We start from the raw sequence: 19,418 nt of genomic DNA, 5'->3' as shown, positions 1-19,418 counted from the left end.
CTTATCCCTCCTGCAACATTAACACCAAGTGCTCCATTAATCCTTGTACATTCACATTGGAATGAAGCCGTTTCTTTGCTTCTAAAACAGCAAGTATCTGATTCGTAACGCTTTGTTGTGTTGATTGTAGCGCATGCTGTTTTATTGATTGGAATAAGTCTTGATAAATCAATTTATCTTCATTTCCTATTTGGATGGACAACACATCACGATATATCAATAAGAGCATATCAAGACCCATTTCTTGATGGGTTTTTTCTTTGAAAAAGGGCATCCATTGATCTTGAATAAAGAAAAAAGCATGTCCTTTCCGCTGGTGTAGGACTTCATACAATTTTATCACTTTCGCTCTAGACTCTGCAAACTCATCATTTCGACTTAATTCGACTGCTTCTGCTACATTATTGGTCATGTTGGCCAGAAGCCTTGCCATATGAGGCGAGACGTCCTGTTCGATCAGTCTATCTTTAATTGCTTTCGGCTGCAAAGGCTGAAAAGGAAGGGTTTGGCATCTTGAAATGATGGTATCCAATAACCTTTGGGGCTGCTCAGTGATGAGGACGGCCATTGTGTCTTTGTTCGGTTCTTCTAAAAATTTCAGCAGGCTGTTCGCCGCATTTGCTGTCATTTGATCTGCGTGCGAAATAATATACAGCTTTTTATGCGATTCAAGTCCTGTCTTAGAAAACTCTTCTTGGAGCGCTTGAATTTGCGCCTTTTTGATTGATAAGCCATCAGGCTGAACAAGATGGAGATCAGGATGGTTCCCTGACTCTATCCGTTTACAGTTTCGGCAGCTCTCACAAGGCTCCGCGCCATCCTCCAGACAAAAGAAGCTTTTTGCAAGAAGCAGCGCGGCATCAAGCTTGCCTGTTCCTTTTTTTCCCTCAAACAAATAAGCGTGTGATAGTCTGTCCTTCTCAATACTATTATATAAAAGCTTCATCACTCTGGGCTGAAGCTCGTTCATTTCCTTCCAGGATATTGCCATTGTATCACTCTCTATGTGTAAAGGTTAATTAATAAACCTTTTATTTCGCCAATACGCTCCAGCAAATCAATTGCCGGTTTTTCCTGATCCATCATCTCTTCCGTAAGCTGTATCAATTTGTCATCTATTTCTTTCACAAGTCCCAGCGTTCTGCTGTTCCCGTAAAGGTCAAAGCTTTTCGATGTTTCATGTGAAAGGCCGCTGTCCACAGCTTCTTTGACAAAACGTTTCACAAGTCCTTTAAATCTCGCTAAGTCTTTAAAATTCCGAGATTTCGTTAGCCTTTTTCCGAATGCCTCTATATCAGATAATAGCCTGGTAAGCTGATCAAGCTTCATTTTGCTGCTTTGGTTTTCCATTGATGTTTTAAACGATGCCGTGATCTCAGATGTTTTCACAGAGGGAATCTGCTTATTATCTATAAATGTACGTATATCTTTATTAATTTTCACAGTTTCAGATCCTTAAAATTGATGAAATTCATCGACTGGAAGGACAAATACTGTCGCTCCGCCAACTTCAACTTCGACTGGATAAGGGACATAGGAATCAGCATTTCCGCCCATTGGAGATACAGGGGCAATCATCTGATCACGTTTCTGCCCGTTTTCTTTAATGAGACTCAACGCTTTATTGACGCGTATATCCTCGACACCGATCATAAACGTTGTATTGCCTGATTTAAGAAATCCTCCTGTCGTCGCAAGCTTTGTGACTCTGAAGTTGTGATCCGTTAAGGTTTTCAAAAGTCTGTTGCTGTCCTGATCTTGTACAACTGCCACTATCAATTTCATCTGTGAAGGCCTCCTTTAGATTGGAAACAACGTGATCTCGTTTACATTATTATATCAACTATTGGGAAACAGGTCACAATTGAATTTTTTTCAACGCTTCATCGATCACCTTTAGAACATCCTGAACGACGAGGTCTTTGGATTGCCCGGCATCAACTGAATGAAATCTTTCTGGAAATCGCTTCATCAGCTCTTGATAACCTTCTTGTACTTTTGTATGAAAGTCCAGTTTTTCTAAATCGAGCCTGTTTTTCTCCCGTGAGCCGTTTGCGTAAATACGCTTCAGTCCTTCTTCCGGATCAATTGAAAAATAAACCGTTACATGGGGCATCATATCTCCAATGGCAAATTCATTAATGGACAGAACCTCATCAATTCCAAGTCCTCTTGCATATCCTTGATACGCAAGAGAACTGTCTATGAATCTGTCGCAAAGAACGATAAACCCCTGTTCTAAAGCAGGTTTTACTTTTTCAACTAAATGCTGGCGTCTTGCAGCCGCATATAAGAGAGCTTCTGTTTTTGGGTCCATTAATGTATTGTTCTCATTCAGAATAACCTCTCGAATTTGTTCTGCAATATCTATTCCGCCTGGCTCTCGAGTTGCCATAACCTGAAGGCCTTCTGCTGTCAGTATGTTTTTGATCTCCTGCAGAACAGTCGTTTTTCCTGCACCTTCAGGACCTTCGAATGTAATAAATAAACCGCTCATGATTTCTCCTCTTCTATATAAACAAGTAGTTGTTTCTCTTTGATTTTCATATTCCCTTGAACATGCGTTTTCATGCTGATCAAGCGGCTGAGTTTTTGCACACTTTCTTTTGTTATTCTTTCTCCCGCCATAATCATCGGGATACCCGGAGGATAAGGGATGATATCTTCTGCATTCAGCCGGCCGGCTGCTTCCTCAAAGCTCACATATTCTTTCTTAAACGAATGTAAGACCTTTTTTGGATAAGGCAAGACAGTAACAGGCTGCACACCCCATTCTGCAGAAACAAACGTCTGATCCGGAGGCGTTTTCTCAATCTCTTCATCGATGCTTCTAATGGTTTCAGCATTTATTCTCCGTTTTCCTCCTAATGGGAGAACGAGCAGTACTTGATTTTCATCAGCAAGCTCAGTGAATATGTTGGCACGCTCTAATATGCTTTGCAGCGTATAGCCAGAATGCCCGCGTTTTGAACGAATTGTGAGCTTCAGCGGGTCCGTGATGATCAGTGGATTAGCAGGGTTAACAGCTTCTGCATTTGTAAGTGAATCAAACGTTTGTTTAAGTGTTTGTATCCGCTGCAGAATGTCAGAAAGCTTTTGTTCTTCTATAATATGCTGTACATAAGCGCGGGCAATATCTAACGAAGCCATAATCGGATAAGACGGGCTGCTGCTTTGTAATCGGTTTAAATACTCTGCCACCCGATCCCTGTTAATCCTGCAGCTGGTGTTGAGATGCAAATAAGAACCCATCGTCATGGCAGGCAACGTTTTGTGGGCCGACTGAACAACAATATCTGCCCCCATTTTTAAAGCTGAGACCGGAAAAGGCTCACCTAAAATAAAATGTGCGCCATGCGCTTCATCGACCAAAACAGGAATCCCGTAATGATGGGCTTCAGTAATGATCTCAGTCAAATCAGCACTATGTCCGTAATATGTCGGATTGGTCAGTACCAAGCCTTTCGCATCTGGATATGCTTCCAGGGCCTCTTTAATTGTTCCAAGCGGAACATGCGTAGGCACATGCATCGCTGAATCAACGTCAGGTGCAAGATAAACCGGCTCAGCACCGGCCAAATCAACAGCATGAAATACAGATTTATGACAGTTTCTTTGAACCAGAATTGTATCACCAGGTTCACAAACAGATAAAATCATCGCTAAGTTTCCGACAGTCGTACCATTTACCAGAAAAAAACTTTCCGCCGATCCATATAATTGACTGACAAGCTCCTGAGCTTCCTTAATCACCCCGGAAGGATGATGGAGATCATCCAGTCCTGCCAGTTCAGTTACATCAATGGTGAGAAGCGGATCGAATATTGACTTAGCGTCATCAAAAAAGACATCTCCATTGTGATGTCCCGGAACATGAAATGAATGAGAATTTCTTCTCGCATGTTGAATTAATGCTTTATATAAAGGTGTGTTCATGAAAACAATCCTTTGAATGTGTCTTCTTACACCTTATTATATCGTGCCTCTGACAGAACTTAAAGCCAGACTTACTGGTAACTATCTTTCCTTTATTGTAAGCAGCTTTTGCTTCAGGTCGCCTTCCATCATCATGAGCTCTTCTTCTGCCTGACGGCGTTTGATTCGTCCTTCTTCTTGTATAGTCAGTGTTTCTTCAAGCGTGCTTATTAAGCTTTCCTGCACCTTCTTCAAGGTATCTATATCAACAAGGCCTCTTTCATTTGCCCGTGCAGTTTCAATTGTATTGGTTTTTAAAAGCTCCGCATTTTTCAGCAAAAGCTCATTGGTTGTATCAGATACTTTCTGTTGTGCATCCACTGCATTGCGCTGCCTTAAAAGCGTCAGCGCAATGGCAACTTGATTTTTCCATAACGGAATCGCTGTCACAATGGATGACTGAATCTTTTCAGCTAACGCTTGGTTTGTATTTTGAATCAGCCTGATTTGCGGTGCACTTTGAATTGTAATTTGCCTGCTCAGCAACAAATCATGCACCCTTTTATCTAACCGGTCAGCAAATTGAATTAAATCATTCACCTCTTGAACGGCCATTTGGTTATGATCACTCGATTCAGCCTGTTGCTTCAGTTCAGGAATTGTTTTCGTTTTTAATTCCTCCAGCTTCAGTTCTCCTGCAGCAATATAAACATTCAGCGCGGCAAAATATTCTTTATTTTTTTCATATAACTGCTCTAACAGCTTGTTGTCACTGATTAAAGCATTTTTAGAGTGCTCCAGCTTCAAGCTGATTCTGTCTATCTGCACACTGGTCTTTTGGTATTTAGACAGCACCTCTTGAAGAGAACTTGATACTCTTCCAAACATGCGTGCCAAAATACCCTTTTTCTTAGATTGGAGATCATCAGGATTTACTTGCTCCAGCTTTTTCATCAGCTCTCCAAGTATTTCGCCAATCTCCCCGACATCCTTCTTTTGAACATGATTAATCATATCATGAGAAAAGTTCAGCAGTTTAGATTGAGCTTGTGAACCGTATAAGACAATGCTTTGCATATTTTTATGATCAATCTGTCCAGCAAGCTGAATTGCTTTTTCCTTGTTTTCCTCAGGAAGAACATCAACAAGCCGTACTTGCTCTTTCTCTGCTTTTACAGCCTCCGAACCTGGTATCTCTATGTTACCACCAAAAGGATCTGCCAATAATTCATCTATATGAAGGTCGCTTTGGTCTCGGTTCATCGCTCTTACCCTCTTCCCTTATTTCTTTAATGAATGTTTTGCTGCGTCTAATTCAAACTGCAACTCGTCAATTTCATCATCCATTGCCTGAGTTAAATCTTCCTCTAAACGCTTGGTCAATTCAGTAAGAGTGATGCGTGTCTCACTTAACGACATCGACAGTTCTTTGCTTTTTTTTGGGTGAGATGATAGAAAAGCATACTTCTCTGTCAATTCAACAACCGAATCGAGAGTTTGATAAAAAAATCGTTCTGCCTGATAAAACCGCTTTGGCTCTTTTTTGGTGAGGAGATAAATCCTTCTCACAATCCTTAGCATTTCTGCATTTTGCTTAAACATTTGAATGCTTTTAGCCTGAAACAAGGCTTTCCTAAGACGGATCATTTTCTGCCTTGCTTCCTCTAAGTTTTTCTTAATGTAAGCATACTCTCTTCCTGTCAATTCATGCTTTTTAAGAAATAACCGTCTTGCATTCCAGATGCCAGCTATATATACGGCTGCTCCAGAAGCAAGCCCATAAACAATAGATAAAAAAAGCGACTGGTTTAAACCAAAAAAGCTCAATATTCCAATGAAAACAAAAGTCGCACTGCTAGTTAAACTCCACATCAAAAAGTGAAAAAATCTCTGCATGAGATAATCGACTCCTGTGTCTATACTCAGTTTTAATATTATTATCTACTACGTTCAATCCTTAAACAAGTTTCATCTTCTTTTTATTATTAAGAGTACAAAAAAAGACCTTTTCAGGTCTATGAATATAATGGCGGTGTATGAATGCTCTTTAGTTTTTTTACATAAAACGCATAGTCAGGATCAGAAGTTGATGTAGAAATTACTTTTCTCTCACAATCTAAGCATATGAATTTCGTATAAAGATGAATGCCTCTATTCTTCTCTAGATCACAAATCACACATGTATGATTAAGTTTAACTGTTTCGTCCATCTTCTCCACCTCCGTACAATTAGCCTCCCCTTAAAACGGATATTGTATACACTATTTAGATCTTTTCGAAACTTGAAATCAGTATATGGGCTGTATAAGCCCTCGGTGTTTGTATTTGTTTGATTTTCTCGATCTTGAGTAAACAAAAAACCCAGCTCAATGAGCTGGGTTTAAGCTTGCTTGGCGGCGTCCTACTCTCACAGGGGGAAACCCCCGACTACCATCGGCGCTGAAGAGCTTAACTTCCGTGTTCGGTATGGGAACGGGTGTGACCTCTTCGCTATCGCCACCAAACAAATTGAGAGTGTTCTCTCAAAACTAGATAACAGGTGTGACATCATTCAAAATATGGTTAAGTCCTCGATCGATTAGTATCTGTCAGCTCCATGTGTCGCCACACTTCCACCTCAGACCTATCAACCTGATCATCTTTCAGGGATCTTACTTCCTTGCGGAATGGGAAATCTCATCTTGAGGGGGGCTTCATGCTTAGATGCTTTCAGCACTTATCCCGTCCGCACATAGCTACCCAGCGATGCCCTTGGCAGAACAACTGGTACACCAGCGGTGCGTCCATCCCGGTCCTCTCGTACTAAGGACAGCTCCTCTCAAATTTCCTGCGCCCGCGACGGATAGGGACCGAACTGTCTCACGACGTTCTGAACCCAGCTCGCGTACCGCTTTAATGGGCGAACAGCCCAACCCTTGGGACCGACTACAGCCCCAGGATGCGATGAGCCGACATCGAGGTGCCAAACCTCCCCGTCGATGTGGACTCTTGGGGAGATAAGCCTGTTATCCCCGGGGTAGCTTTTATCCGTTGAGCGATGGTACCTTCCATGCGGAACCACCGGATCACTAAGCCCGACTTTCGTCCCTGCTCGACTTGTAGGTCTCGCAGTCAAGCTCCCTTGTGCCTTTACACTCTGCGAATGATTTCCAACCATTCTGAGGGAACCTTTGGGCGCCTCCGTTACCTTTTAGGAGGCGACCGCCCCAGTCAAACTGCCCACCTGACACTGTCTCCCCGCCCGATAAGGGCGGCGGGTTAGAAGGTCAATACAGCCAGGGTAGTATCCCACCGATGCCTCCACCGAAGCTGGCGCTCCGGTTTCCAAGGCTCCTACCTATCCTGTACAAGCTGTACCAACATTCAATATCAGGCTGCAGTAAAGCTCCACGGGGTCTTTCCGTCCTGTCGCGGGTAACCTGCATCTTCACAGGTACTATAATTTCACCGAGTCTCTCGTTGAGACAGTGCCCAGATCGTTGCGCCTTTCGTGCGGGTCGGAACTTACCCGACAAGGAATTTCGCTACCTTAGGACCGTTATAGTTACGGTACGCCGTTTACTGGGGCTTCAATTCGCACCTTCGCTTACGCTAAGCGCTCCTCTTAACCTTCCAGCACCGGGCAGGCGTCAGCCCCTATACTTCGCCTTACGGCTTCGCAGAGACCTGTGTTTTTGCTAAACAGTCGCCTGGGCCTATTCACTGCGGCTCTCTCGGGCTTGCACCCTAACAGAGCACCCCTTCTCCCGAAGTTACGGGGTCATTTTGCCGAGTTCCTTAACGAGAGTTCTCTCGATCACCTTAGGATTCTCTCCTCGCCTACCTGTGTCGGTTTGCGGTACGGGCACCTCTCACCTCGCTAGAGGCTTTTCTTGGCAGTGTGGAATCAGGAACTTCGCTACTATATTTCGCTCGCCATCACAGCTCAGCCTTATGGGAAACGGATTTGCCTATTTCCCAGCCTAACTGCTTGGACGCGGATATCCAATACCGCGCTTACCCTATCCTCCTGCGTCCCCCCATTGCTCAAATGGTGAGGAGGTGGTACAGGAATATCAACCTGTTGTCCATCGCCTACGCCTTTCGGCCTCGGCTTAGGTCCCGACTAACCCTGAGCGGACGAGCCTTCCTCAGGAAACCTTAGGCATTCGGTGGAGGGGATTCTCACCCCTCTTTCGCTACTCATACCGGCATTCTCACTTCTAAGCGCTCCACCAGTCCTTCCGGTCTGGCTTCACAGCCCTTAGAACGCTCTCCTACCACTGTTCGAAGAACAGTCCGCAGCTTCGGTGATACGTTTAGCCCCGGTACATTTTCGGCGCAGAGTCACTCGACCAGTGAGCTATTACGCACTCTTTAAATGGTGGCTGCTTCTAAGCCAACATCCTGGTTGTCTAAGCAACTCCACATCCTTTTCCACTTAACGTATACTTTGGGACCTTAGCTGGCGGTCTGGGCTGTTTCCCTTTCGACTACGGATCTTATCACTCGCAGTCTGACTCCCAAGGATAAGTCATTGGCATTCGGAGTTTGACTGAATTCGGTAACCCGGTAGGGGCCCCTAGTCCAATCAGTGCTCTACCTCCAAGACTCTTACCTTGAGGCTAGCCCTAAAGCTATTTCGGAGAGAACCAGCTATCTCCAGGTTCGATTGGCATTTCACCCCTACCCACACCTCATCCCCGCACTTTTCAACGTGCGTGGGTTCGGGCCTCCATTCAGTGTTACCTGAACTTCACCCTGGACATGGGTAGATCACCTGGTTTCGGGTCTACGACCACGTACTCATGCGCCCTATTCAGACTCGCTTTCGCTGCGGCTCCGCATCTTCTGCTTAACCTTGCACGGGATCGTAACTCGCCGGTTCATTCTACAAAAGGCACGCCATCACCCGTTAACGGGCTCTGACTACTTGTAGGCACACGGTTTCAGGATCTCTTTCACTCCCCTTCCGGGGTGCTTTTCACCTTTCCCTCACGGTACTGGTTCACTATCGGTCACTAGGGAGTATTTAGCCTTGGGAGATGGTCCTCCCGGATTCCGACGGAATTTCACGTGTTCCGCCGTACTCAGGATCCACTCAGGAGAGAACGAAGTTTTGACTACAGGGCTGTTACCTCCTATGGCGGCCTTTCCAGACCTCTTCATCTACCTCGTTCCTTTGTAACTCCGTACAGAGTGTCCTACAACCCCAAGAGGCAAGCCTCTTGGTTTGGGCTAATCCCGTTTCGCTCGCCGCTACTCAGGGAATCGCATTTGCTTTCTCTTCCTCCGGGTACTTAGATGTTTCAGTTCCCCGGGTCTGCCTTCTCATATCCTATGAATTCAGATATGGATACCACTCCATTACGAGTGGTGGGTTTCCCCATTCGGAAATCTCCGGATCAAAGCTTGCTTACAGCTCCCCGAAGCATATCGGTGTTCGTCCCGTCCTTCATCGGCTCCTAGTGCCAAGGCATCCACCGTGCGCCCTTTCTAACTTAACCGTTAAAAAGAATCACTATGTGATATCTTGTGTTACTAATTGAATGTGATGTCTACTGTTATCTAGTTTTCAAAGAACACGTTGGTGGAGCCTAGCGGGATCGAACCGCTGACCTCCTGCGTGCAAAGCAGGCGCTCTCCCAGCTGAGCTAAGGCCCCGTTATATAAGATGGTGGGCCTGAGTGGACTCGAACCACCGACCTCACGCTTATCAGGCGTGCGCTCTAACCAGCTGAGCTACAGGCCCATCTTAACTTATTCAAGGAACAAAGTTCCTTCAAAACTAAACAAGACAGGGAACGTTCTGCTTATAAGACCCAAGGTCTTATATTCCGTATAATATCCTTAGAAAGGAGGTGATCCAGCCGCACCTTCCGATACGGCTACCTTGTTACGACTTCACCCCAATCATCTGTCCCACCTTCGGCGGCTGGCTCCTAAAAGGTTACCTCACCGACTTCGGGTGTTACAAACTCTCGTGGTGTGACGGGCGGTGTGTACAAGGCCCGGGAACGTATTCACCGCGGCATGCTGATCCGCGATTACTAGCGATTCCAGCTTCACGCAGTCGAGTTGCAGACTGCGATCCGAACTGAGAACAGATTTGTGGGATTGGCTTAACCTCGCGGTTTCGCTGCCCTTTGTTCTGTCCATTGTAGCACGTGTGTAGCCCAGGTCATAAGGGGCATGATGATTTGACGTCATCCCCACCTTCCTCCGGTTTGTCACCGGCAGTCACCTTAGAGTGCCCAACTGAATGCTGGCAACTAAGATCAAGGGTTGCGCTCGTTGCGGGACTTAACCCAACATCTCACGACACGAGCTGACGACAACCATGCACCACCTGTCACTCTGCCCCCGAAGGGGACGTCCTATCTCTAGGATTGTCAGAGGATGTCAAGACCTGGTAAGGTTCTTCGCGTTGCTTCGAATTAAACCACATGCTCCACCGCTTGTGCGGGCCCCCGTCAATTCCTTTGAGTTTCAGTCTTGCGACCGTACTCCCCAGGCGGAGTGCTTAATGCGTTAGCTGCAGCACTAAGGGGCGGAAACCCCCTAACACTTAGCACTCATCGTTTACGGCGTGGACTACCAGGGTATCTAATCCTGTTCGCTCCCCACGCTTTCGCTCCTCAGCGTCAGTTACAGACCAGAGAGTCGCCTTCGCCACTGGTGTTCCTCCACATCTCTACGCATTTCACCGCTACACGTGGAATTCCACTCTCCTCTTCTGCACTCAAGTTCCCCAGTTTCCAATGACCCTCCCCGGTTGAGCCGGGGGCTTTCACATCAGACTTAAGAAACCGCCTGCGAGCCCTTTACGCCCAATAATTCCGGACAACGCTTGCCACCTACGTATTACCGCGGCTGCTGGCACGTAGTTAGCCGTGGCTTTCTGGTTAGGTACCGTCAAGGTACCGCCCTATTCGAACGGTACTTGTTCTTCCCTAACAACAGAGCTTTACGATCCGAAAACCTTCATCACTCACGCGGCGTTGCTCCGTCAGACTTTCGTCCATTGCGGAAGATTCCCTACTGCTGCCTCCCGTAGGAGTCTGGTAGTGTCTCAGTCCCAGTGTGGCCGATCACCCTCTCAGGTCGGCTACGCATCGTTGCCTTGGTGAGCCATTACCTCACCAACTAGCTAATGCGCCGCGGGTCCATCTGTAAGTGGTAGCCGAAGCCACCTTTTATGTTTGAACCATGCGGTTCAAACAACCATCCGGTATTAGCCCCGGTTTCCCGGAGTTATCCCAGTCTTACAGGCAGGTTACCCACGTGTTACTCACCCGTCCGCCGCTAACATCAGGGAGCAAGCTCCCATCTGTCCGCTCGACTTGCATGTATTAGGCACGCCGCCAGCGTTCGTCCTGAGCCAGGATCAAACTCTCCGATAAAGTAGTTTGACTGACTACGCACATTGCTGTGCGATTTATAAAAATGAATTAACAGGTACGTTTTGTCTTGTTTAGTTTTCAAAGAACTTTGTTTACCGCTCGTTTAAGCGACTTTATTATCATAACATTTACCGCCGCTACTGTCAACAACTTTTTAGCATTTTCTTTTCAAAAAAGCTGTTCGTCATCAGCGACGTATATTAGAATAACACCTTCAGTTGTCTAAGTCAATACATAATATCAATTAAATGATAAATTGCTTAATGACGACTAACGCAGCTATTCCGGGTATTCCTAAAATTCCGCTGATAGCTGTTGTAACCAGATTAATCGGCACATGAATGCCAAGACTGCCGCCAAACATATTTACACAAACCAGCAGCAAAGCACCTGCCACAAATTTAACAGCTGTGATGCCAATCCACTTTAAAGGCTTCGCAGCTGAACCTGATAAAAAAAGAAGAATAACCAGTCCTAAAATAATCCCAATAATAAAAATAGGCTCCATGAATCTTCTCATCTCCTTCGCTTGTTCTAGTACAAGCTTATGAGAAGATCCAGGAGTTTAGACCACTTACTTCCACCGGCTGATTTTTAAATTTCGCTGCTTCGCTTCCCTTAAGTAAAAAAAATACTTCGCTTCAGCTACTTTCAGTTCGTATAACACTTCAGCAGACGGTTCTAAGCTTTTTTCAACCAGCTTTTTTTGCCTGTTCCACTCTTCCTTTTGCTTAAAAAGCTGCTCGGTTAGTTTTTCATCAAACTCTCTTCTTAATGTTTTCTTGCGAAGAAAACCCATGGATCGCTTTTTCCTCCTTACAATTCACGTCTTCCTTCAAGTGCTTTAGAAAGAGTGACCTCATCAGCATATTCCAAATCACCGCCGACGGGCAGTCCGTGGGCAATACGGGAGAGCTTAATACCAGACGGCTTGAGGAGCCTTGATATATACATCGCCGTTGCTTCCCCTTCTATATTAGGGTTTGTCGCGAGGATCACTTCTGTCACTTGATCATCCTGTAATCGTTTTAACAATTCTGGTATTTTAATATCCTCCGGTCCGATGCCGTCCATTGGAGAAATAGCGCCGTGAAGAACGTGATACTGTCCGTTGTATTCCTTCATTTTCTCCATAGCGATAACATCCTTAGGGTCTTGCACAACACAGATAACTGACTTATCCCTGCGCGTATCTTCACATATATAGCAAGGGTCCTGATCTGTAATATGCCCGCAAACTGAACAATATGTCAGATTGCGTTTCGCATTTACTAATGCTTTCGCAAAATCTAATACTACATCTTCTTTCATACCTAGAACAAAAAAAGCCAGACGAACCGCTGTTTTCGGTCCGATCCCTGGCAATTTCATAAAGCTGTCAATCAGCTTTGATATTGGTTCAGGATATTGCATGTTCTTTTATCCCCCTAGAATAAACCTGGCATGTTCATTCCCTTTGTAAATTGACCCATTGTTTCGTTTGTGATTTCGTCAACTTTTTTCAAAGCTTCATTCGTTGCAGCAAGCACTAAATCTTGAAGCATATCAATATCTTCAGGATCAACGACTTCTTCTTTGATGATAACATCCAGGATTTCTTTTTGGCCGTTTGCTTTTACTGTTACCATACCGCCGCCTGCAGTTCCTTCAACAACCTTTTCTGCAAGCTCTTCTTGAGCCTTCGCCATGTCCTTTTGCATTTTTTGCATTTGTTTCATCATTTTTTGCATATTACCCATTCCGCCACGCATAGCATTCACTCTCTTTCATTTTGTTAGTCTTTTATTTCAATTAGATCCGCTCCAACAAGCTTTTTCGCTTCGGCAATAAGCGGGTCTTCTTCAGCCGGTTCATTTGATCCTTCATTTTCCTGCTGATGATCTTCTAAAAATTCTTCTCTTATTTTACCCCATTGTGCTTCTGGAACGCCAATCAAATCCATTCTTTTTCCGAGCATCGATTCTAAAATCTGCTCTAGATTAGTCCGGACTCCGTTGTTATCCTCAGCGACCATTTTACAATGAATTTCATATTTGAATTTCAGAACAAATGCCGCCGATCCGGCAGCCACAGGTTCACTGTCATTCAGCAAAGCGGCATGTGATACTTTGTTTTGCTGTTTGAGATGAGCAAGAAGCTTGCCCCAACTGTTTCTGAGCAGATCAAGATCCGGTCTTGTGGCTTCCTTCAAAATCTCATGAATTCTGCCTACTGGCGCTTTGTAATTGGATTTCCCGCCCTTTGGCACACGCGGCGCTTCTTTTTTCGGGCTTTCCGCAGCTGCTTTTATGCCCGTTGTTTTGAGCCGCTCTACTTCCTGTTCGAGCTGCTGGATTTTTTTCATCAGCATATCCACTTCCGGGAGATCAGCAGCAGATTGATGTGAGGTTTGGCAAATCTTCACAACGGCCACTTCGAAAAAGATACGCGGATGATTTGTCCATTTCATTTCCTGATGGCTCTTGTTCAGAATATCAATCATTTCATATAGGGCCTGAGCCGGAATTTGTTCACTTAGTTCCCGGAACGTTTCATCGACTTTTACTTTCTCAAGCACTCCCTCTAAGCCAGGGGCTGTTTTGTACAGCAGCATGTCCCTGAAATAGAAAATCATATCTTCTATCAGCTTAGCTGGATCTTTTCCTTGCTGAAGCAATTCATTTAATGTTTCCAGTGCGTCAGAAACGTTTTTATCATGCAGGGATTTTGCAAGCTTCCCGATATATAATTGAGAAACAGCACCCGTAATTAAAAGCGCATCTTCGACTTTCAGGATATCGCCGCTGAATGATATGGCCTGATCAAGGAGGCTCAGGGCATCCCTCATCCCTCCGTCTGCAGCACTCGCGATGATATCCAGCGATCCTTCCTCCACTTGCAGCTGTTCAGCATCAACAATTTTATTCATGCGCCCTACAATCGCTTGGGAGGTAATTCGTTTAAAGTCAAAACGCTGACATCTAGAGATAATGGTTAAAGGAATTTTGTGCGGTTCAGTTGTTGCTAATATGAAGATACAATGCTCAGGCGGCTCTTCTAATGTTTTTAGTAATGCATTAAAAGCGCCGATAGAAAGCATATGCACCTCATCTATGATATATACCTTATATGTGACGGCCGATGGGGCAAACTTCACTTTATCGCGAATGTCACGAATCTCATCAACACCGTTATTAGAAGCGGCGTCAATTTCTATGACATCGGATATTGACCCGTTTGTTATCCCTTTACAGGCCGCACATTCGTTGCATGGCTCATCAACAGGAGCATGTTCACAGTTGACAGCCTTGGCAAATATTTTGGCTGCACTGGTTTTTCCGGTTCCTCTTGGCCCGGAAAACAGATAGGCGTGAGAAAACTTTTTTTGCAAAAGGGCATTTTGCAGCGTTTTTGTAATGTGTTCTTGTCCGACCACATCTTCAAAGCGCTGAGGCCTGAATACTCGATATAAAGCTTGGTAACTCACGGGTTTGCCCTCCTCCGTTATTCATCATTCCCATTATACATGAACCTTGTTTCGATTCCAAAAGCTCTTTTTACATAACAAAAAACTCACCTAATGTTAGGTGAGTCTGAAAATTTGATGATTGATTTACCGTGCACCTTCTGTCGATTCGCTACCCTAAGCGTTACTTAAGCAGTTAGCTCGGCCCAGGCAACCCTGCGGCACATGAGAGGTTTCACTTAATGCTGCTTCCTTCCGGACCTGACATGGTTCATGAATTCCCATTGCGCAGGACCCAAACGTCAACACCACTTACTTAAGGCAGGCCTTAAAGTAAACGAACCTCGAGAAGGGATTCGGCCCTGCTAGAGCGGATTGCAGGTACAGGGCACCGCTACCTCCCCGCTTAGCACGGCAAAATAAATATCAAATTTTATGTTGCATCTATTACGATGCACACTTAAGTATATCTGTTTCCCCTAAAAATTGCAACCGTACTATTCAGACAAGTTTTTCCTGGCGGCTTTCTTCTTTTTTCTTAGTTCTCTGAAAAACGCACTGAGCATTCCGCCGCATTCTTCCTCAAGTACACCGCTCACCACTTCAGCCTGATGATTAAAGCGTTCCTCCTGAAGAAGGTTCATTAGCGTGCCTGAACAGCCGCCTTTCGGATCAAATGCGCCAAAAACCACTTTTTCCACTCGAGAAAGTACGACTGCACCAGCACACATTGGACAAGGCTCAAGCGTCACATAAAGAGTCGCACCTTCCAGCCGCCATGTTCTGAGTGCCTTACACGCTTCATCAATTACAAGCATTTCTGCATGGGCAATAGATCGCTGTTCAGTCTCTCTTAAATTATGTGCACGCGCTATAATTTCATCATTAACGACAAGCACCGCACCTATTGGCACTTCACCTTTCTCTTCAGCCTTTTTCGCTTCTTTAATTGCTTCTTTCATATAAAGTTCATCTTGTGTCATAAGGATAAGCTCTCTTTTCAAAGTTTTTTCATTGCCTAAAAAGGCTACATATTAACTATAACTGAAACGGAAAGGAGACTGTCGATTGTCCAAAGCAGATACAGCCCTTCTCATTGTAGACATGATCAATAATTTTGAATTCGATATGGGAGAAGCCCTCGCTAAAAAAACAGAAAAAATCGTTCCTCATATTTTATCATTAAAGGAGCACGCGAGACAAAATGAATGGCCGATTATTTACATCAATGATCATTATGGACTTTGGCAAGCTGACATTAAAAACATTCAGCAAGAATGCACAAATGAAAGAAGCAAGGATATCATCACAAAGATAGCTCCGGAAGATGCTGATTATTTTTTAATCAAACCAAAACATTCCGCTTTCTACGAAACTGCACTTCACACCCTTCTTACTGAGTTGCAGGTGAGACATATTATCTTAACAGGTATAGCCGGCAATATATGTGTGCTGTTTACCGCTAATGACGCTTATATGAGGGAATACAGCATCACGATTCCTAAGGACTGTATAGCGTCAAACAGTGACGAAGATAACGAATTCGCCTTAACTATGATGGAGAATGTTCTTTTCGCAGAAATTACGACGGAAGAACAAATTACAGAAAAATAAACATGATCAGCGCTTTTCTTTCATACATTGATAGCGATATGAAAGGAGGCGTTTTTCATTCAAATTTATGTGGTAAAACAAGGCGACACTCTTTCTGCTATCGCTTCACAATACAGAACAACCGTAAGTGAGATCACTGAAACGAATGAAATACCGAATCCCGACAGCCTTGTTGTCGGACAAACCATTGTCATTCCAATAGCTGGCCAGTTCTATGATGTGAAGCGAGGTGATACCCTGACATCTATCGCCCGGCAGTTCAATACAACGGCAGCCGAGCTCGCAAGGGTTAACCGCATCCAGTTAAATACCGTGCTTCAGATTGGTTTCCGTTTATACATCCCACCAGCTCCTAAACGAGACATCGAATCAAATGCTTATTTGGAGCCCCGAGGAAATCAAGTCAGCGAAAATCTCCAGCAGGCGGCCAGAGAAGCGTCACCCTACTTAACGTACCTTGGCGCATTCAGCTTCCAGGCACAGCGGAACGGAACCTTAGTCGCACCGCCTTTAACGAATTTAAGGAGCATTACAGAAAGTCAAAATACAACATTGATGATGATTATCACGAACCTAGAAAACCAAGCATTCAGCGATGAACTTGGCCGGATCCTTTTGAACGACGAAACTGTAAAAAGACGGCTTCTAAATGAAATAGTCGAGAATGCCAGACGATATGGCTTCCGTGACATTCATTTCGACTTTGAATATTTGCGGCCCCAGGATAGAGAGGCTTATAATCAATTCCTCCGCGAAGCAAGGGATCTTTTTCATCGAGAGGGCTTAGAAATTTCTACGGCTCTTGCTCCTAAAACAAGTGCAACACAGCAGGGCAGATGGTATGAAGCTCATGATTACAGGGCACATGGCCAAATTGTCGACTTTGTTGTTCTCATGACATATGAATGGGGCTATAGCGGCGGGCCGCCTCAAGCGGTTTCTCCAATTGGACCTGTCCGTGATGTCATAGAATATGCTTTGACTGAAATGCCTGCGAACAAAATTGTCATGGGCCAGAATTTATATGGATATGACTGGACGCTGCCATATACAGCAGGGGGAACTCCGGCAAGAGCTGTAAGCCCTCAGCAAGCCATTGTCATAGCTGATCAGAACAATGCTTCCATTCAGTATGACCAAACCGCTCAAGCTCCTTTCTTCCGCTATACTGATGCAGAAAACAGAAGGCACGAGGTATGGTTCGAGGATGCCCGCTCAATTCAAGCAAAATTCAATCTGATTAAAGAGCTGAATTTAAGAGGCATCAGCTATTGGAAGCTGGGTCTTTCCTTTCCACAAAACTGGCTGCTGCTGTCTGATCAATTTAATGTTGTCAAAAAGACGTTTCGATAATTTGGAAACGTCTTTTTTTCATGGGGGCACCCAAGGGTTGTGATACAATATGAAGGTCGGTAACTGACGCACGTTTTTCAGATATAAGGAGGATTCCGATGAATACAGCCCCTTTTATTGCAATAGAAGGTCCTATCGGGGCAGGAAAAACAACTCTCGCAACGATGCTCTCACAAGAATTCGGATTCCCTATGATCAATGAGATTGTAGAGGATAACCCGTACCTTGATAAGTTTTATGACAATATAGAGGAATGGAGCTTCCAGCTCGAGATGTTTTTTCTTTGTCACAGATACAAACAGCTTGAAGACACCAGTGATCACTTTTTAAAAAAGGGACAGCCTGTAATAGCTGATTATCATATTTATAAAAATGTGATTTTTGCGGAACGCACCTTGTCTCCACATCAGCTGGAAAAATACAAAAAGATATATCACCTGCTAACGGATGATCTGCCAAAGCCGAATTTCATCATTTACATAAAGGCCAGTCTGCCTACATTGCTACACCGCATTGAAAAACGCGGGCGCCCCTTTGAGAAAAAAATTGAAACTAGCTATTTGGAGCAGCTGATTTCAGATTATGAAGTCGCCATCAAGCAGCTGCAGGAAGCAGACCCTGAACTTACAGTGTTAACCGTAGATGGTGATTCAAAGGATTTCGTTTTGAATAAGAGCGACTTTGAACGCATTGCCGCCCATGTAAAGGAGCTTATCGTATGAAGGAACATCATATCCCTAAGAATTCAATTATTACAGTAGCAGGAACAGTAGGTGTTGGAAAATCGACTTTAACAAAAACTTTAGCTAAACGGCTTGGATTTAAAACATCGTTGGAGGAAGTCGATCATAATCCATATTTGGAAAAGTTCTATCATGATTTTGAACGTTGGAGCTTTCATCTTCAAATTTACTTCTTAGCTGAACGCTTCAAAGAACAGAAAACAATTTTTGAAGCCGGCGGAGGTTTTGTACAGGATCGTTCGATTTATGAAGATACAGGAATTTTCGCAAAAATGCATGCTGATAAAGGGACAATGTCAAAGGTTGATTATAAGACTTACACAAGCCTTTTCGAAGCAATGGTAATGACACCGTATTTCCCGCACCCAGATGTGTTGATCTATTTAGAAGGAGATCTGGAGAACATTTTAAACCGGATTGAACAACGCGGCCGTGAGATGGAGCTTCAGACAAGCAGGTCTTATTGGGAAGAAATGCATACACGCTACGAGAACTGGATAAGCGGTTTTAATGCCTGCCCTGTTTTAAAACTTCGCATTGAAGATTATGATCTTCTGAACGACGAAAACTCGATTGAAAATATTGTAGATCAAATTGCTTCAGTTATTCATGATAATCAAAAAAAGTGAATCTCAGTCGAGATTCACTTTTTCTTTAAAATAAAAAATCCGCCGCACCGAATGCAACGGACAAAACAATCTCCAATATATGCTTGTGTTTCATTAGAATTAAAATCAATATGGCGGAGGAAGAGGGATTCGAACCCCCGCGGGCTTTGACACCCCTGTCGGTTTTCAAGACCGATCCCTTCAGCCGGACTTGGGTATTCCTCCGTATCGACAAGACTTACTATATCACGTATGTCCTCGTGTGGTCAAGCATTTTTAAAAACTTTTTTTGTTTTTATGAAAATGCCGTGTTTACATAAGCAAAAAGGCGCACCTTGTCAGGCACGCCTTTCCATAA

18 protein-coding genes, 3 tRNA genes, 3 rRNA genes and 1 other RNA gene are annotated in these 19,418 nt (G+C 44.4%); 4 read left to right on the top strand and 21 right to left on the bottom strand.

Features of this window, described 5'->3' with window-relative positions:
* Position 1: 1 nt before the first annotated feature.
* The 20 genes from holB to tadA form a co-directional block, all read right to left on the bottom strand.
* Complete coding sequence (holB, locus tag KXZ66_RS00215; RefSeq protein ID WP_049140371.1) at positions 2–991, bottom strand: DNA polymerase III subunit delta'; 990 nt, start codon at positions 989–991, stop codon at positions 2–4.
* An 11-nt stretch (positions 992–1,002) separates the two neighbouring features.
* Positions 1,003–1,443, bottom strand: a complete 441-nt coding sequence (locus tag KXZ66_RS00210) for a YaaR family protein (protein ID WP_009966249.1) — start codon at positions 1,441–1,443, stop codon at positions 1,003–1,005.
* Between the two features lie 12 nt (positions 1,444–1,455).
* On the bottom strand, positions 1,456–1,785 hold the full coding sequence (gene darA / locus KXZ66_RS00205; protein ID WP_003242755.1) for a cyclic di-AMP receptor DarA: 330 nt from the start codon (positions 1,783–1,785) through the stop codon (positions 1,456–1,458).
* Positions 1,786–1,858: 73 nt separating this feature from the next.
* Positions 1,859–2,497, bottom strand: coding sequence for a dTMP kinase (gene tmk / locus KXZ66_RS00200; RefSeq protein WP_015253015.1), 639 nt, complete (start codon positions 2,495–2,497; stop codon positions 1,859–1,861).
* On the bottom strand, positions 2,494–3,936 hold the full coding sequence (locus KXZ66_RS00195; protein WP_077671694.1) for an aminotransferase class I/II-fold pyridoxal phosphate-dependent enzyme: 1,443 nt from the start codon (positions 3,934–3,936) through the stop codon (positions 2,494–2,496). Before KXZ66_RS00195 ends, tmk begins: the two co-directional genes overlap by 4 nt.
* Positions 3,937–4,017: 81 nt before the next feature.
* Positions 4,018–5,178, bottom strand: coding sequence for a toxic anion resistance protein (locus KXZ66_RS00190; RefSeq protein WP_064672102.1), 1,161 nt, complete (start codon positions 5,176–5,178; stop codon positions 4,018–4,020).
* Between the two features lie 18 nt (positions 5,179–5,196).
* The gene (locus tag KXZ66_RS00185; protein WP_041850261.1) at positions 5,197–5,811 is read right to left on the bottom strand and encodes a 5-bromo-4-chloroindolyl phosphate hydrolysis family protein; all 615 of its coding nucleotides are present in this window, start codon (positions 5,809–5,811) and stop codon (positions 5,197–5,199) included.
* A 119-nt stretch (positions 5,812–5,930) separates the two neighbouring features.
* The gene (gene csfB / locus KXZ66_RS00180) at positions 5,931–6,125 is read right to left on the bottom strand and encodes an anti-sigma-G factor (protein WP_021479735.1); all 195 of its coding nucleotides are present in this window, start codon (positions 6,123–6,125) and stop codon (positions 5,931–5,933) included.
* Between the two features lie 178 nt (positions 6,126–6,303).
* Positions 6,304–6,419, bottom strand: a 5S ribosomal RNA gene (gene rrf / locus KXZ66_RS00175).
* Between the two features lie 54 nt (positions 6,420–6,473).
* A 23S ribosomal RNA gene (locus KXZ66_RS00170) occupies positions 6,474–9,401 on the bottom strand.
* An 81-nt stretch (positions 9,402–9,482) separates the two neighbouring features.
* Positions 9,483–9,558, bottom strand: a tRNA-Ala gene (locus KXZ66_RS00165).
* Positions 9,559–9,569: 11 nt separating this feature from the next.
* Positions 9,570–9,646, bottom strand: a tRNA-Ile gene (locus tag KXZ66_RS00160).
* 102 nt (positions 9,647–9,748) lie between these two features.
* Positions 9,749–11,297, bottom strand: a 16S ribosomal RNA gene (locus KXZ66_RS00155).
* The 16S, 23S and 5S rRNA genes sit together here with 2 tRNA genes alongside, the layout of an rRNA operon.
* Before the next feature lie 244 nt (positions 11,298–11,541).
* Positions 11,542–11,805, bottom strand: coding sequence for a sigma-K factor-processing regulator BofA (gene bofA, locus KXZ66_RS00150; RefSeq protein WP_003225421.1), 264 nt, complete (start codon positions 11,803–11,805; stop codon positions 11,542–11,544).
* A gap of 66 nt (positions 11,806–11,871) precedes the next feature.
* The gene (locus KXZ66_RS00145) at positions 11,872–12,096 is read right to left on the bottom strand and encodes a YaaL family protein (protein WP_003242387.1); all 225 of its coding nucleotides are present in this window, start codon (positions 12,094–12,096) and stop codon (positions 11,872–11,874) included.
* Between the two features lie 17 nt (positions 12,097–12,113).
* Positions 12,114–12,710, bottom strand: coding sequence for a recombination protein RecR (gene recR / locus KXZ66_RS00140; RefSeq protein ID WP_003225425.1), 597 nt, complete (start codon positions 12,708–12,710; stop codon positions 12,114–12,116).
* A gap of 14 nt (positions 12,711–12,724) precedes the next feature.
* On the bottom strand, positions 12,725–13,048 hold the full coding sequence (locus KXZ66_RS00135) for a YbaB/EbfC family nucleoid-associated protein (protein WP_003225427.1): 324 nt from the start codon (positions 13,046–13,048) through the stop codon (positions 12,725–12,727).
* Between the two features lie 23 nt (positions 13,049–13,071).
* Entirely contained in the window at positions 13,072–14,763 is a 1,692-nt protein-coding gene (gene dnaX, locus KXZ66_RS00130; protein ID WP_069322309.1) for a DNA polymerase III subunit gamma/tau, read from the bottom strand.
* A 129-nt stretch (positions 14,764–14,892) separates the two neighbouring features.
* Positions 14,893–15,157: signal recognition particle sRNA large type (gene ffs, locus KXZ66_RS00125), an RNA gene on the bottom strand.
* A gap of 82 nt (positions 15,158–15,239) precedes the next feature.
* Entirely contained in the window at positions 15,240–15,725 is a 486-nt protein-coding gene (tadA, locus tag KXZ66_RS00120; protein WP_032725773.1) for a tRNA adenosine(34) deaminase TadA, read from the bottom strand.
* An 85-nt stretch (positions 15,726–15,810) separates the two neighbouring features.
* Between tadA and KXZ66_RS00115 the strand changes: the two genes are divergently transcribed.
* The 4 genes from KXZ66_RS00115 to dck all read left to right on the top strand — a co-directional run bounded on the left by KXZ66_RS00115 (position 15,811) and on the right by dck (position 19,081).
* On the top strand, positions 15,811–16,356 hold the full coding sequence (locus KXZ66_RS00115; RefSeq protein ID WP_032725772.1) for a cysteine hydrolase family protein: 546 nt from the start codon (positions 15,811–15,813) through the stop codon (positions 16,354–16,356).
* A gap of 69 nt (positions 16,357–16,425) precedes the next feature.
* Positions 16,426–17,709: a glycoside hydrolase family 18 protein gene (locus KXZ66_RS00110; protein WP_120027693.1), complete on the top strand. Its 1,284-nt coding sequence runs from the start codon at positions 16,426–16,428 to the stop codon at positions 17,707–17,709.
* 98 nt (positions 17,710–17,807) lie between these two features.
* Positions 17,808–18,431, top strand: coding sequence for a deoxyguanosine kinase (gene dgk / locus KXZ66_RS00105; RefSeq protein ID WP_003226790.1), 624 nt, complete (start codon positions 17,808–17,810; stop codon positions 18,429–18,431).
* Entirely contained in the window at positions 18,428–19,081 is a 654-nt protein-coding gene (dck, locus tag KXZ66_RS00100) for a deoxyadenosine/deoxycytidine kinase (protein ID WP_003226792.1), read from the top strand. Before dgk ends, dck begins: the two co-directional genes overlap by 4 nt.
* A gap of 111 nt (positions 19,082–19,192) precedes the next feature.
* Here the strand turns inward: dck and KXZ66_RS00095 are convergent.
* Positions 19,193–19,285, bottom strand: a tRNA-Ser gene (locus tag KXZ66_RS00095).
* Positions 19,286–19,418 lie beyond the last annotated feature (133 nt).

The organism is Bacillus sp. LJBS17, from assembly GCF_019334685.1.
Lineage (GTDB): Bacteria > Bacillota > Bacilli > Bacillales > Bacillaceae > Bacillus > Bacillus subtilis.
The sequence above is the reverse complement of the archived record's forward strand: the minus strand, read 5'-3'. Positions and strand labels throughout refer to the sequence as shown.

Bases quoted from the DNA above. Each gene is read 5' to 3' on its own strand.
- dgk (WP_003226790.1), top strand. From the start codon at position 17,808: ATGAATACAGCCCCTTTTATTGCAATAGAAGGTCCTATCGGGGCAGGA.
- csfB (WP_021479735.1), bottom strand. From the start codon at position 6,125: ATGGACGAAACAGTTAAACTTAATCATACATGTGTGATTTGTGATCTA.
- KXZ66_RS00185 (WP_041850261.1), bottom strand. From the start codon at position 5,811: ATGCAGAGATTTTTTCACTTTTTGATGTGGAGTTTAACTAGCAGTGCG.
- tadA (WP_032725773.1), bottom strand. From the start codon at position 15,725: ATGACACAAGATGAACTTTATATGAAAGAAGCAATTAAAGAAGCGAAA.
- KXZ66_RS00190 (WP_064672102.1), bottom strand. From the start codon at position 5,178: ATGAACCGAGACCAAAGCGACCTTCATATAGATGAATTATTGGCAGAT.
- bofA (WP_003225421.1), bottom strand. From the start codon at position 11,805: ATGGAGCCTATTTTTATTATTGGGATTATTTTAGGACTGGTTATTCTT.
- KXZ66_RS00145 (WP_003242387.1), bottom strand. From the start codon at position 12,096: ATGGGTTTTCTTCGCAAGAAAACATTAAGAAGAGAGTTTGATGAAAAA.
- dck (WP_003226792.1), top strand. From the start codon at position 18,428: ATGAAGGAACATCATATCCCTAAGAATTCAATTATTACAGTAGCAGGA.
- KXZ66_RS00135 (WP_003225427.1), bottom strand. From the start codon at position 13,048: ATGCGTGGCGGAATGGGTAATATGCAAAAAATGATGAAACAAATGCAA.
- holB (WP_049140371.1), bottom strand. From the start codon at position 991: ATGGCAATATCCTGGAAGGAAATGAACGAGCTTCAGCCCAGAGTGATG.
- darA (WP_003242755.1), bottom strand. From the start codon at position 1,785: ATGAAATTGATAGTGGCAGTTGTACAAGATCAGGACAGCAACAGACTT.
- tmk (WP_015253015.1), bottom strand. From the start codon at position 2,497: ATGAGCGGTTTATTTATTACATTCGAAGGTCCTGAAGGTGCAGGAAAA.
- recR (WP_003225425.1), bottom strand. From the start codon at position 12,710: ATGCAATATCCTGAACCAATATCAAAGCTGATTGACAGCTTTATGAAA.
- KXZ66_RS00195 (WP_077671694.1), bottom strand. From the start codon at position 3,936: ATGAACACACCTTTATATAAAGCATTAATTCAACATGCGAGAAGAAAT.